15 protein-coding genes are annotated in these 12,784 nt (G+C 40.9%); 10 read left to right on the top strand and 5 right to left on the bottom strand.

Going from position 1 to position 12,784, the window contains the following annotated elements; translation table 11 throughout:
- Positions 1 to 40: 40 nt before the first annotated feature.
- The 4 genes from ACWPUA_RS07035 (at position 41) to ACWPUA_RS07020 (ending at position 3,944) form a co-directional block, all read left to right on the top strand.
- The gene (locus ACWPUA_RS07035; protein ID WP_254727262.1) at positions 41 to 871 is read left to right on the top strand and encodes a glycosyltransferase; all 831 of its coding nucleotides are present in this window, start codon (positions 41 to 43) and stop codon (positions 869 to 871) included.
- A gap of 78 nt (positions 872 to 949) precedes the next feature.
- Positions 950 to 2,800 carry a polysaccharide biosynthesis protein gene (locus tag ACWPUA_RS07030; RefSeq protein WP_454380029.1) on the top strand — a complete coding sequence of 617 codons (1,851 nt, stop codon included), beginning with the start codon at positions 950 to 952 and terminating at the stop codon, positions 2,798 to 2,800.
- A gap of 164 nt (positions 2,801 to 2,964) precedes the next feature.
- Complete coding sequence (locus ACWPUA_RS07025) at positions 2,965 to 3,318, top strand: DUF805 domain-containing protein (RefSeq protein WP_314945763.1); 354 nt, start codon at positions 2,965 to 2,967, stop codon at positions 3,316 to 3,318.
- A gap of 158 nt (positions 3,319 to 3,476) precedes the next feature.
- A complete protein-coding gene (locus ACWPUA_RS07020) occupies positions 3,477 to 3,944 on the top strand; it encodes a DUF805 domain-containing protein (protein ID WP_454380027.1) in 468 nt (155 codons plus the stop codon).
- Between the two features lie 105 nt (positions 3,945 to 4,049).
- Here the strand turns inward: ACWPUA_RS07020 and ACWPUA_RS07015 are convergent, their stop codons facing one another.
- From ACWPUA_RS07015 to sdaAB, 3 genes are read right to left on the bottom strand one after another with little or no spacing between them, the layout of a single operon-like run.
- Complete coding sequence (locus tag ACWPUA_RS07015; RefSeq protein WP_454380025.1) at positions 4,050 to 4,682, bottom strand: HAD hydrolase-like protein; 633 nt, start codon at positions 4,680 to 4,682, stop codon at positions 4,050 to 4,052.
- Between the two features lie 23 nt (positions 4,683 to 4,705).
- Complete coding sequence (gene sdaAA, locus ACWPUA_RS07010) at positions 4,706 to 5,578, bottom strand: L-serine ammonia-lyase, iron-sulfur-dependent, subunit alpha (protein WP_414268836.1); 873 nt, start codon at positions 5,576 to 5,578, stop codon at positions 4,706 to 4,708.
- A gap of 8 nt (positions 5,579 to 5,586) precedes the next feature.
- Positions 5,587 to 6,258, bottom strand: coding sequence for an L-serine ammonia-lyase, iron-sulfur-dependent subunit beta (sdaAB, locus tag ACWPUA_RS07005; RefSeq protein ID WP_195183513.1), 672 nt, complete (start codon positions 6,256 to 6,258; stop codon positions 5,587 to 5,589).
- Between the two features lie 240 nt (positions 6,259 to 6,498).
- Between sdaAB and apf the strand changes: the two genes are divergently transcribed.
- Positions 6,499 to 7,125 (top strand): aggregation-promoting factor, encoded by a 627-nt coding sequence (gene apf, locus ACWPUA_RS07000; protein WP_036756293.1) that lies wholly within the window; start codon positions 6,499 to 6,501, stop codon positions 7,123 to 7,125.
- Positions 7,126 to 7,146: 21 nt separating this feature from the next.
- Here the strand turns inward: apf and ACWPUA_RS06995 are convergent, their stop codons facing one another.
- Positions 7,147 to 7,419 carry a hypothetical protein gene (locus ACWPUA_RS06995; RefSeq protein WP_414278340.1) on the bottom strand — a complete coding sequence of 91 codons (273 nt, stop codon included), beginning with the start codon at positions 7,417 to 7,419 and terminating at the stop codon, positions 7,147 to 7,149.
- Between ACWPUA_RS06995 and ACWPUA_RS06990 the strand changes: the two genes are divergently transcribed.
- Complete coding sequence (locus ACWPUA_RS06990; RefSeq protein WP_414170747.1) at positions 7,402 to 7,599, top strand: hypothetical protein; 198 nt, start codon at positions 7,402 to 7,404, stop codon at positions 7,597 to 7,599. The genes ACWPUA_RS06995 and ACWPUA_RS06990 overlap by 18 nt on opposite strands.
- 178 nt (positions 7,600 to 7,777) lie before the next feature.
- On the opposite strand, the gene ACWPUA_RS06985 is transcribed toward ACWPUA_RS06990, so the two are convergent.
- A complete protein-coding gene (locus ACWPUA_RS06985) occupies positions 7,778 to 8,581 on the bottom strand; it encodes a hypothetical protein (protein WP_006149033.1) in 804 nt (267 codons plus the stop codon).
- A gap of 304 nt (positions 8,582 to 8,885) precedes the next feature.
- Between ACWPUA_RS06985 and mnmA the strand changes: the two genes are divergently transcribed.
- The 4 genes from mnmA to ACWPUA_RS06965 all read left to right on the top strand — a co-directional run bounded on the left by mnmA (position 8,886) and on the right by ACWPUA_RS06965 (position 12,750).
- Positions 8,886 to 10,007, top strand: coding sequence for a tRNA 2-thiouridine(34) synthase MnmA (gene mnmA / locus ACWPUA_RS06980; protein WP_454380020.1), 1,122 nt, complete (start codon positions 8,886 to 8,888; stop codon positions 10,005 to 10,007).
- A gap of 140 nt (positions 10,008 to 10,147) precedes the next feature.
- The gene (locus ACWPUA_RS06975) at positions 10,148 to 10,603 is read left to right on the top strand and encodes an NUDIX hydrolase (RefSeq protein ID WP_454380018.1); all 456 of its coding nucleotides are present in this window, start codon (positions 10,148 to 10,150) and stop codon (positions 10,601 to 10,603) included.
- Between the two features lie 8 nt (positions 10,604 to 10,611).
- Positions 10,612 to 12,528, top strand: a complete 1,917-nt coding sequence (gene mnmG, locus ACWPUA_RS06970) for a tRNA uridine-5-carboxymethylaminomethyl(34) synthesis enzyme MnmG (RefSeq protein ID WP_454380016.1) — start codon at positions 10,612 to 10,614, stop codon at positions 12,526 to 12,528.
- Positions 12,529 to 12,615: 87 nt separating this feature from the next.
- Positions 12,616 to 12,750: a hypothetical protein gene (locus tag ACWPUA_RS06965; RefSeq protein WP_024054483.1), complete on the top strand. Its 135-nt coding sequence runs from the start codon at positions 12,616 to 12,618 to the stop codon at positions 12,748 to 12,750.
- Positions 12,751 to 12,784: the final 34 nt, after the last annotated feature.

The raw sequence follows: 12,784 nt of genomic DNA, 5'->3' as shown, positions 1-12,784 counted from the left end.
ATAAAATAGTGAAAGAAAATCTATATATTGGAGAACTACTGTGTCTGAAAATCGTAAATTTAGCGTCCTGATGTCAGTCTATGTTAAAGAAAATCCAGTCTTTCTAGAAGAGGCGATAGAGAGTATCATACATCAAACGCTCAAACCTAGCGAAGTGGTCATCGTCGAAGATGGTCCGCTGACACCTGAACTGTATCAAGTTTTGGAGAAATTGGAAGCACAGTCAAGTATTCCAATCAAACGTTGCCCTCTTGAGCAAAATCGCGGCTTAGGTTTAGCGCTTCAGTACGGTGTCTTACAGTGCCAATATGACGTCATTGCTCGTATGGATACAGATGATATTGCTGTTGAAGACCGTTTCGAACAACAGTTCGAATTGATGGAAAAAGAAAACTTGGACCTGCTAGGTGGTCATATCGCAGAGTTTATCGACCAACCTGACGAGATTGTGTCTTACCGTCGTGTACCGACTAAGCATGAGGATATCATTGCCTACCAACGTATGAGAAGTGCCTTTAATCATATGACTGTTATGTTCAAAAAAGAAATGGTTCTCAAAGCTGGTAACTACGAGGATGGCCTTTATATGGAAGATGATCTTCTCTGGCTCAATATGATTAGTGCAGGAGCTCGAACTGGAAATGTGGATCAAATTCTATGTAAGGTGCGCGTGGGAGCGGGGATGTTTGAACGCCGTGGAGGTCTTCGCTATCTCAAACTCTATCGCCAAGCACGAAAGAGAATGCACGCTCGTGGACAGATTTCTTATGGCGAATATCTGAAAAGTGTTTTAATCCAAGTTGTCGTTGCCCTATGTCCAGGATTTGTGCGACAGTTTATATTTTTGAAACTTCTAAGAAAAAGCAAGTAATGTCTAGCTGATAGGATTTTAAAACTATATCTTATCACTGCTAGAAAATGTGATTCTGTGTAGGAGGATACCATTCACATGAATAAAAAAATAACAGATTACGTAATTGATCTGGTTGAAGTATTAAATAAACAACAGAAACAAATATTTTGGGGATTTTTTGATATTGCCAGTATGGTCTTATCAATTATTGTTTCCTATATTCTATTTTATGGCTTGATCAATCCAGCCCCGGTAGACTATGTCATTTACACAGGTCTAACCTTCATTTTCTACCAACTGATGATTGGATTCTGGGGGCTTAATGCTAGTATTAGTCGATATAGCAAAATAACAGATTTCATGAAGATTTTCTTCGGAGTAACTATCAGTAGTATCTTATCTTATGTGATCTGCTATGCTTTCTTGCCGCTCTTTTCTATCCGCTTTATCGTACTCTTTATCCTATTAACAACATTCTTGATTCTACTTCCTCGTATCACTTGGCAGTTGATTTACTCAAGACGTAAAAAGGGAAATGGAGCTGGAGAACACCGTCGCACCTTCTTGATTGGTGCTGGTGATGGTGGCGCGCTCTTTATGAACAGCTACCAACATCCTACTAGTGACCTTGAACTAGTTGGGATTTTGGATAATGATGAAAAGAAAAAAGGACAAAAACTTGGGAAAATCCCAGTTTTGGGGTCTTATGATGATCTACCAGAATTGGCTAAACGCTACAGAGTTGAAAAAGTTATCGTTGCGATTCCGTCTCTAGATCCATCTGAATATGAACGAATCCTGCAAATGTGTAACAGTATCGGTGTAAAATGCTTCAAAATGCCGATGATTGAGTCAGTTGTGCAAGGTATCCAGCCTCAAGCAGGTGGTTTCCAGAAAATTGATATCACGGACCTGTTGGGACGTAAAGAGATTCAGCTTGATGAATCACGTCTGGGTTCTGAAATCACTAATAAAACGATTTTGGTAACTGGTGCCGGAGGTTCGATTGGTTCAGAAATTTGCCGTCAAGTCAGTCGCTTCAATCCGGAACGTGTCGTTTTGCTCGGTCATGGAGAAAACTCTATTTATCTGATTTACCATGAATTGATTCGTAAATTCCAGGGAATTGACTTTGTTCCTGTCATTGCTGATATTCAAGATTACGATCGTTTGCTTCAAGTTTTTGAACAGTACGAACCAGCGATTGTTTACCATGCTGCAGCCCATAAACATGTTCCGATGATGGAGCGCAATCCAAAAGAAGCCTTCAAGAATAATATCCTTGGAACTTATAATGTTGCTAAGGCAGTTGACGCTGCTCGAGTTCCAAAAATGGTCATGATTTCGACAGATAAGGCCGTTAATCCACCAAACGTAATGGGAGCAACTAAACGTGTGGCTGAGTTGATTGTCACTGGATTTAATCAACGTAGCCAATCTACCTACTGTGCGGTTCGTTTCGGTAACGTACTCGGTAGCCGTGGTAGTGTAATTCCTGTCTTTGAACGTCAGATTGCTGAAGGTGGGCCTGTAACGGTGACAGACTTCCGAATGACTCGTTACTTTATGACCATTCCAGAAGCTAGTCGCTTGGTAATTCATGCGGGTGCTTATGCAAAGGATGGAGAAGTCTTTATCCTTGATATGGGCAAACCAGTACGCATTTACGATTTGGCTAAGAAAATGGTTCTACTCAGTGGTCATACTGAAAATGAAATTCCAATCGTAGAAGTAGGTATTCGCCCAGGTGAAAAACTATACGAAGAGTTGCTTGTATCAACTGAACTAGTTGATAATCAAGTAATGGACAAAATCTTTGTTGGTAAAGTAAATGTAATGCCTCTTGAGATGATCAATGAGAAGATTGAAGAGTTCCGTACCTTGCAGGGTTCTGAATTGAAGAGAGCAATCATAGCTTTTGCTAATGAAACAACACATGTTGACTAAATATAAAAAATAAGCTATTATCTGTCAAATCTTCTTTAAGTGGAGGCGACAGGTAATATCTTTTTTTCTATATTTAAAGGGATTTCTAGGTGATTTTGAACATATTTGCTTTAAGTGAACAGATATGGTAAAATATAACAAATAACAATAAAAGGGAGTATATTATGATTAACGCAATTAAAAATTTCTTTAAAGGTTATGTAGATTTTTCTGGACGTTCAACACGCCCAGATTACTGGTGGATTTGGTTGGCAAACATCATCCTTTCTATTCCTTTCTACATGGCATACGGTGCTGCAATAGCAAATCCAGATAGCGAAGCTGCTCTTATGACTTTGGGCTTACTCGTATTTGTTTATATCATTTTGGGCTTGGCAGTTTTCTTACCTGGTCTTGCATTGACAGTCCGTCGCCTGCGTGACGCTGGTTTCCATTGGGCACTTATTTTCGTTGGTTTTGTTCCGTTTGTTGGAAGCATCGCTCTTCTGGTGCTATTGGCTATGCCGACAAAGGATTAATGATAAATTCAACTATCTGAAGAATGCTACAAGAACGAAGAAGTTTCAGTCTTGTCGAATAATTTGCTAACACTCCCAGATCTTTTACTAGATTTGGGAGTGTTCTATAACTGTATAGTTTAATATCTACTAGTAAACATAAAAATTAGGAGTATTGTATGATTAACGCGTATAAAAATTTCTTTAAAGGATATGCAGAGTTCACTGGTCGTTCGACGCGTCCAGATTACTGGTGGGTTTGGTTAGGAAATTTCATCCTTTCTATTCCTTTCTGGGTTATATATATCTACACTGTATTTCTTAGTGCCGTGATGGATTCAGTGAGCGATTCAGCCAGCGAAGCTGCTTTCATGATTTTTGGTTTAGTTGCCATTATTTATGTAGTTTTTTATCTATCTATTTTAGTGCCGACTATAGCTTTGACAATTCGCCGTCTGCGTGATGCTGGTTTTCACTGGGCCTTTATCTTCCTTCGCTTTGCCCCAATGGTGGGAGGGATAGCTCTTTTGATTCTTCTCGCTATGCCGACAAAAGAAACTGAAGTGGTAAACTATAGTGAACCTCAAGCAGTCAAAAATGAAGAAGCCATTGAAGATACACCATTCGAAGAATCAGATAAGAACTAAGAGATTCTTGTTTTACGGTTGAATCTGTTTTGGACTTCTTGTATTTTATTATCAACAAGTTAAAAAAGCACTCCAATTTAGTTGGAGTGCTTTTGTTTAAATCTTCTATTGTAGTTGACGTAAAATGTCTGCTGGTTGATGTGCGACCCAGTCAGGTTGATAGGTCATGAGGTCCTTCTCGTCACCAAACCCCCAAGTAACCGCTAGTTTTTTAATGCCAGTTTCTTGGGCACCAATCATATCAAATTTTGTATCTCCGATAAGGACCACTTTTTCTGGATCCAAGTTATGAGTTGCCAAAGCTTGACGAATGACGTCTGCCTTGTGCACTGCTTGAGGATTTGAACCATAGATGCCGTCAAAGAAATGATCGATTTCAAAATTAGCTGTCATATGGACTGCTGTCGGAGTATTTTTTGTTGTCGTGATATAGAGAGGATATTGTTGAGCTAGTTCAGTGAGTAGTTCCTTGATTTGTGGAAAGAGCTGAGCTTCATAAACTCCTTTTTCCTTATAGTAGGAACGATAAAGCTGGATAGCTGACTCAATCTGCTCAGTTGGTAAGCAACTAGCGAAACTAGTTTCCAATGGCGGCCCCATAAAACCACGGATGGTTTTTGCGTCTGGACTAGGGACTCCCAGTTGTTCAAAAGTATAGGTGAAGCCATTGTGAATACCGATAGAGCTGTCCACAAGGGTTCCATCTAAGTCGAAAAAGATAGCTGATAAGGATGACATTGATTCTCCTAGTAATCTTGAAATTATTCACCGAAGATTTCTTTTTGAAGGCGACGGCCTGTCGGTGTGGCTGCGAGACCACCTTCGGCAGTTTCACGAAAGGCAGTTGGGAGGCTAGAGCCTACTTGGTACATGGCATCAATGACTTCATCAACTGGGATTTTTGATTCGATACCGGCTAAAGCCATATCGGCTGCGATGAAGGCGAAACTTGCTCCCATGGCATTACGCTTAACACATGGAACTTCAACCAAACCTGCAACTGGGTCACAGATAAGACCGAGCATGTTTTTGATAACGAAGGCGATAGCCTGACTCGCTTGATAAGGAGTTCCACCTGCAGCTAGAGTTAGGGCAGCAGCGCTCATGGAAGAAGCTGACCCCACCTCCGCTTGGCAACCTCCTTCGGCTCCTGAGATAGAGGCATTGTTAGCAATGACGAGCCCAAAAGCACCAGCAGCAAAGAGAAAATCTAGTTGTTGTTCATGCGTTAAATTTAACTTTTGAATAGCAGATGTGAGAACTGCAGGAAGACAACCTGCGCTACCTGCGGTTGGTGTTGCACACACAAGGCCCATCTTGGCATTGTGCTCATTAACGGCAATGGCGTTACGGGCGGCAGACAAGACAGTGAAGTCTGATAAGGTCTTTCCTTTTTTGATGTAATGATCGAGCTTGGCAGCGTCACCACCAGTCAAACCGCTACGAGATTTCTTTTCGCTGAGACCAAGCTCGACGGAAGCTTTCATGACTTCGAGGTTGCGTTCCATGAGGAGAAGAACTTCTTCACGTTCACGCCCAGTCAGCTCAAACTCAGTAGTAATCATGAGCTCAGCAACGTTTCCTTGGAAATCAAGTTCGGCTTGTTCGACTAATTCTTTGATAGAGTAAAACATATCTTCTCCTATTGAAAGAAATTGACATTGTGCAAATGAGGAATTTTCCGAATCTCTTCGATAGATTCTTCACAGTTACGACTATCAACTTCAATAATCATAATGGCCTTCTCTCCAGCCTTTTCTCGAGTTACATTCATTTGAGCGATATTGATGCCAAAGCGAGAAAGAGCTTCTGTCACGTGAGCAATCATACCTGGAACATCCTGATGAACGATGATGATGGTAGGAGTGTTCATGTTGAGAGATACGGCAAAACCATTTAATTCTGTCACCTGGATATTTCCACCGCCGATTGAAATCCCTGTTACACTGATAGTCTTATGATCGTTCTTAACAGTGATTTTCGTAGTATTTGGGTGGGGAGCATTACTGTCCTTTTGGATGGTCCACACGATTTTAATGCCACGCTTGTGGGCAATTTCTAAACTATTTGGAATTTCAGGATCATCCGTATCCATTCCCAAAATACCAGCTACAAGGGCAAGGTCTGTCCCGTGTCCACGATAGGTTTTTGCAAAAGAGTTAAAAAGCTGGAATTCAACCTCGGTAGGAGTATCATCAAAGATAGATGAAACGATTTTACCGATACGAACAGCTCCTGCCGTGTGACTACTAGATGGCCCAATCATGACTGGTCCAATGATATCAAAGACAGATTGAAAACGAAGTGATTGCATCTGTTTCCCCTTAAAAAGATTCTTACTTCTATTATAGCAAAGATTAGATGTAAGTGCTTAATTACTTTCTGAAATATATAAAAAGATTAAAAAGCTTTTATAACAAGGGTTTTGTAACAAAAAGTGGCTTTTTTAAGTAAATAAATCACAGTTTTGTAACATTTCTAAACAAATTCGTTAACAAATAGTAACATTAGAAAGGTATCATGGTAGTATAAGAAAGAAGGAGAACTTTTTTAAATGAAATTAAACATTAAGACTAAACTTGCAGGATTTGCAGTTGTACTTGCTTTCCTTGCACCATCACTTACTTTTGCACAAGAAACAAAAACTTATACAGTTAAACCTGGAGATACTCTTTCAGAAATTGCTGAGACATACAACACAACAGTTGAAAAATTAGCTAAATTGAACAACATTAAAAATGTTGACCTTATCTTTATTGACCAAGTATTGGTTATTGATGGGGCAGCTCCAGTTGCTGAAACTACAACAACAGAAGCTCCTGTAGCAGAAGTTGAAGAAACTCCAGCAGTTGCTGAAACTGTTGTAGAAGAAACTACATATGAAGAAACTTACGAAGCTCCAGCTTCAGCACCTGCAGCAGCAGAAAGCTACTCAGCTCCAGCTGCAACTGTAAGCGGATCTGAAGCAGAAGCGAAAGAATGGATCGCTCAAAAAGAATCAGGTGGTAGCTACACAGCGACAAACGGACGTTACATCGGACGTTACCAATTGACAGATTCTTACTTGAACGGCGACTACTCAGCTGAAAACCAAGAACGTGTGGCAGACGCTTATGTTGCAGGACGTTACGGTTCATGGACAGCTGCCAAGAACTTCTGGCTTAACAACGGTTGGTATTAAGAAGATATAGAAAAGGAAGTCTCAATGACTTTCTTTTTTGTTTACAAAGATATCAACTTCTCGCTCTAGTTCTGTTAGTAAGTGTTCATCTTCTACTAGCTTAGCTAAGGAGAGTCCATTTTGTATCAACTGAGCATCATTAGTACAAATGCCTATACGAATATAGGAAAACGCAAGTGTGTCATACTGTTTGCTTATTTTTGCTTCCTCCAAGAGAGTGTAGCAAAGCTGTTTGCAAAGTAACTTATCACCATTGTAAAGATAAAGAGTTGAGAGATTCAGCAACAACATCATATTTTGTCATTTTTATTATATCTAAACATGTCTACTAGTCCAATAATTGGACTAGTGATTGGACATACTGAAATAGATCCAATAAATTCTATTATTATAGCTCTTGGTACGATATGGGCATTAATTTTGATATTTTCAAGGGTGTATAGAAAATATTTTTATAGAGACGAAGATGACTAAAGTTTTTATCAATAATTGGCTCCATAATATCTATAGGGAATTAACCTGCTACCAATATCATAGAGCCCTAAAAAAGAGCCGTTTAAGGCTCTTTTTGTGTATTTGCATTTGATGAGAGATCATTATAAACATTGGTGTTGAGGGCTTACAAGTTTATGGGATTTCGCCATCTAAATTATTAGTTAGACGAACTGGTTGTAACGCTATTAGACTCTGATTGAGAACCTGAAGAATCAGCAGTTTGACCTCCTGTATTAGCGCTATTATCTCCTCCACTACTAGTACTACCAGATGAAGACTGCTCAGCTGCAGGTGCTTGGGAATTAGATATGCTTCCATTTGTTTCTGGATAGCTTTGAATATAGCTACTATCTTCTGAACGGCTGGCTTCTATTCCGGCATCTCTAGTAGTCGTTTCTGTTTGGGTAGTTTTTTCTTCTTCTTTTTTGGTCAAGACTTCAACTTGTTTTTGGAATTTAGAGATTAGTTCTTGAATTGGTTTTATCTTTTCTTCAAGAGCAACTTGGTCGCTGGCAGAATTAATGTTTTTAATGATGTCTATTATTTTTTGCAAGGAAGTGATGGCTGTCTCAAGTGTTTGTTTATCTTGAAACTGGCTATCAGAATCCTTTATATCTAATTTCAAAGCTTTTTCACTATAATGATTTGTGACTTTATCGGCAGTAGAAGCGAGAAAGTCTGCTAATGTCTTTTTGCCTTCATCAGTAGTTGGTTTTAATTCTTGAATTTTTTTCCAATCTTCTATAATGGTTTCAGAATCAATATTGAAGTCTTTAATGGCGTTTTTTACTTGTTCGACATCTTGTTGATTTTTTTGTTGTTTGATGAGAGCAACATTCCCTCTCTCTGCTTGGATTTTTTCTTGATGGAGGACTAAGCCTGTCAAAAGTCCAATACCTGCAATAAGTGTAATAATAAAAATAGTATTTTTTGATTTTAGAATATCTTTGTAGTTGTTCACATTAGTTCTACGCACATGGATGATGGTGTATATATGGAATCATGTGCGCATTCCTCCTTATTAAAGTATATCATTTTTAGTTGATTTTAAAAATAAGTTTTTAAAGAGAATAGAGATTTAGGAATGAATTGATTTCTTTTGTATCCTATCTTCATGTATTGACAGAAGAGGTTGATAGTTTGTCAGCATCTTCCTTGTCTTCTCTAACCAAGCATGTTATAATGAAAACTGCTCAAACGACCTTCAATCGTGATAGCAAACACGACCTTCAATCGTGAATAAACGAATAGATGGGAGAACTACCATGAGTGATAACTCTAAAACACGTGTTGTCGTGGGGATGAGTGGTGGTGTTGATTCGTCGGTGACGGCTCTCTTGCTCAAGGAGCAGGGCTACGATGTGATCGGTATCTTCATGAAGAACTGGGACGACACAGATGAAAACGGCGTCTGTACGGCGACCGAAGATTACAAGGATGTGGCTGCAGTGGCAGACCAACTTGGCATTCCTTACTACTCTGTCAATTTTGAAAAAGAGTACTGGGACCGCGTTTTTGAGTACTTCCTAGCGGAATACCGTGCAGGACGCACGCCAAATCCAGACGTTATGTGTAACAAGGAAATCAAGTTTAAGGCCTTTTTGGACTATGCCATGACCTTGGGAGCAGACTATGTAGCGACTGGGCACTATGCCCGAGTGGCGCGTGATGAGGACGGCATCGTTCACATGCTTCGTGGCGTGGACAATGGCAAAGACCAGACCTATTTCCTCAGTCAACTTTCGCAAGAACAATTACAAAAGACTATGTTCCCATTGGGACATTTGGAAAAGCCTGAAGTTCGCAGACTAGCAGAAGAAGCAGGCCTTGCGACTGCTAAGAAGAAAGATTCAACAGGGATTTGCTTTATCGGAGAAAAGAACTTTAAAGAATTTCTCAGCAACTACTTACCAGCTCAGCCTGGCCGAATGATGACTGTGGATGGTCGCGATATGGGTGAGCATGCTGGTCTGATGTACTATACGATCGGTCAGCGTGGCGGACTCGGGATCGGTGGACAACACGGCGGTGACAATGCTCCTTGGTTTGTTGTCGGTAAAGATTTGAGCCAGAACATTCTCTATGTAGGCCAAGGCTTCTACCATGATTCGCTCATGTCAACTAGCTTAGAAGCCAGTCATGTCCACTTTACTCGTGACATGCCAGAGGAATTTACATTAGAATGTACGGCTAAATTCCGCTACCGTCAGCCTGACTCTAAGGTGACTGTTCATGTCAAAGGGGATCAGGCAGAGGTCATCTTTGCGGAGCCACAACGCGCCATTACACCAGGACAGGCAGTTGTTTTTTACGACGGTGAAGAGTGTCTCGGTGGTGGTTTGATTGACAATGCCTACCGCGATGGCAAGGTTTGTCAGTACATATAGATTGACAAATGTTCTCAATTTGCTACAATAATAAAAGCAATAGAAATGATGGTCAAAGCTCATGGATGTTGCAGGCTTTTTTGTCCTGCACTTCTTACGAGTTTTGACTATTTTTGTGTCGTTTAAGGGAAAGGACAAGAATGACTCAGCAAGACTTTCGGACAAAAGTGGGAAATACGGTTTTTGGCGTTCGGGCGACAGCTTTGATTCTTCAAAACCGCAAGCTCCTAGTCACCAAAGATAAGGACAAGTATTACACTATTGGCGGTGCGATCCAAGTCAATGAAAGTACGGAAGATGCCCTAGTCCGTGAAGTGAGGGAAGAATTGGGTGTCAAAGCTCAAGCTGGGCAGCTAGCTTTCGTGGTTGAAAATCGTTTTGAAGAAGATGGTGTCTATTTTCACAACATCGAGTTTCATTATCTGGTGGATTTACTTGAGGATGCACCGTTGACCATGCAGGAAGATGAGAAAAGGCAACCTTGTGAGTGGATTGACTTGAACAAGCTTGAGGATTTCCAACTAGTTCCAGCCTTTTTAAAAACAGCTCTACCAGCTTGGGACGGCCAACTAAGACACATTCATCTTGAAGAATAGGAGAGAAAATGACTTATAATTTTACGGAAGAATACGATATTATTGTAATCGGTGCGGGACATGCTGGGGTTGAAGCTTCCCTAGCTGCGAGCCGTATGGGTTGCAAGGTCTTGCTTGCGACTATTAACATTGAAATGTTGGCTTTCATGCCTTGTAACCCTTCTATCGGTGGTTCTGCCAAGGGGATTGTCGTGCGTGAAGTGGATGCCCTTGGTGGCGAAATGGCTAAGACCATTGACAAGAGCTACATCCAGATGAAGATGCTCAACACTGGGAAGGGACCAGCTGTCCGTGCCCTTCGTGCGCAGGCTGATAAGGAACTTTACTCTAAGGAAATGCGCAAGACAGTTGAAAATCAAGAGAATCTAACCCTTCGTCAAACCATGATTGATGAGATTTTGGTGGAAGATGGCAAGGTTGTCGGTGTTCGTACAGCTACCCATCAGGAATATGCTGCTAAGGCTGTTATCGTGACCACAGGGACAGCCCTCCGTGGGGAAATCATCATCGGAGACCTCAAGTACTCATCAGGGCCAAACCACAGTCTGGCTTCTATTAATCTAGCTGATAATCTCAAGGAACTTGGACTTGAAATCGGTCGTTTCAAGACAGGAACGCCTCCACGTGTCAAGGCTTCCTCTATCAACTACGATGTGACAGAGATTCAGCCAGGAGACGAAGCGCCAAATCACTTTTCATACACTTCACGTGATGAGGACTATGTCAAGGATCAAGTGCCGTGCTGGTTGACCTATACCAATGGTACCAGTCATGAGATTATCCAAAACAACCTCCATCGTGCGCCTATGTTTACAGGTGTGGTTAAGGGAGTGGGACCTCGTTACTGTCCGTCGATTGAGGACAAGATTGTGCGTTTTGCAGACAAGGAACGTCACCAGCTTTTCCTTGAGCCAGAAGGACGAAACACAGAGGAAGTTTATGTGCAAGGTCTCTCAACCAGTCTTCCTGAGGATGTCCAACGTGACTTGGTTCATTCTATCAAAGGTTTGGAAAATGCAGAAATGATGCGTACAGGTTATGCCATTGAGTACGACATGGTCTTGCCTCATCAGTTGCGTGCAACGCTTGAAACCAAGAAAATCTCAGGACTTTTCACAGCTGGTCAAACAAATGGAACGTCAGGTTACGAAGAAGCAGCAGGCCAAGGGATTATCGCTGGTATCAATGCGGCTCTGAAAATCCAAGGCAAGCCTGAGTTAATTTTGAAGCGTAGCGACGGTTATATCGGAGTGATGATTGATGACTTGGTGACCAAGGGAACTATTGAACCTTACCGTCTCTTGACCAGTCGTGCAGAATACCGTCTCATTCTTCGTCATGACAATGCCGATATGCGTTTGACTGAGATGGGACGTGAGATTGGCCTTGTGGATGATGAACGCTGGGCTCGTTTTGAAATCAAGAAAAATCAATTTGACAATGAGATGAAGCGCCTAGACAGCATCAAACTCAAGCCAGTCAAGGAAACCAATGCCAAGGTTGAGGAGATGGGTTTCAAGCCTTTGACAGATGCAGTGACAGCCAAGGAATTCCTTCGCCGTCCAGAAGTTTCTTATCAAGATGTGGTGGCCTTCATCGGACCAGCTGCAGAGGAATTGGAAGACAAGATTATCGAATTGATTGAAACAGAAATCAAGTACGAAGGCTATATTTCCAAAGCCATGGATCAGGTTGCCAAGATGAAACGTATGGAAGAAAAACGCATTCCAGCTAACATCGACTGGGATGACATTGATTCCATTGCGACAGAAGCTCGCCAGAAGTTCAAACTCATCAATCCCGAAACCATCGGCCAAGCCAGCCGTATCTCTGGTGTTAACCCAGCAGATATCTCCATTCTTATGGTGTATCTGGAAGGTAAAAATCGGAGCATTTCAAAAAATTTAGAAAAGAAAGCTGACTAAAAATAAAAAGCTGAATTCTCTAATGAAAATTCAGCTTTTTTTAGTTTTTTCTTCATTTTTCGAATTAAGAGAAAAGGAGAAATGACTATGCTGACAGTAGAAGAAAAAAATTTTTTAGACCGCTATAAAAGAGTTTCATATCATCGTTTTTATGAGATTGAACGCTTTGTTACCTTGTCTGAAAAGTTGAGCGAACGTCCACCAAAGGCTGACAAGAACTAGACTTTTTGATATACTAGAACAAATTAAAATATAG

The sequence above is a fragment of the Streptococcus sp. Marseille-Q6504 genome, assembly GCF_965111625.1.
This window is presented reverse-complemented; position numbering and strand designations above follow the sequence as displayed.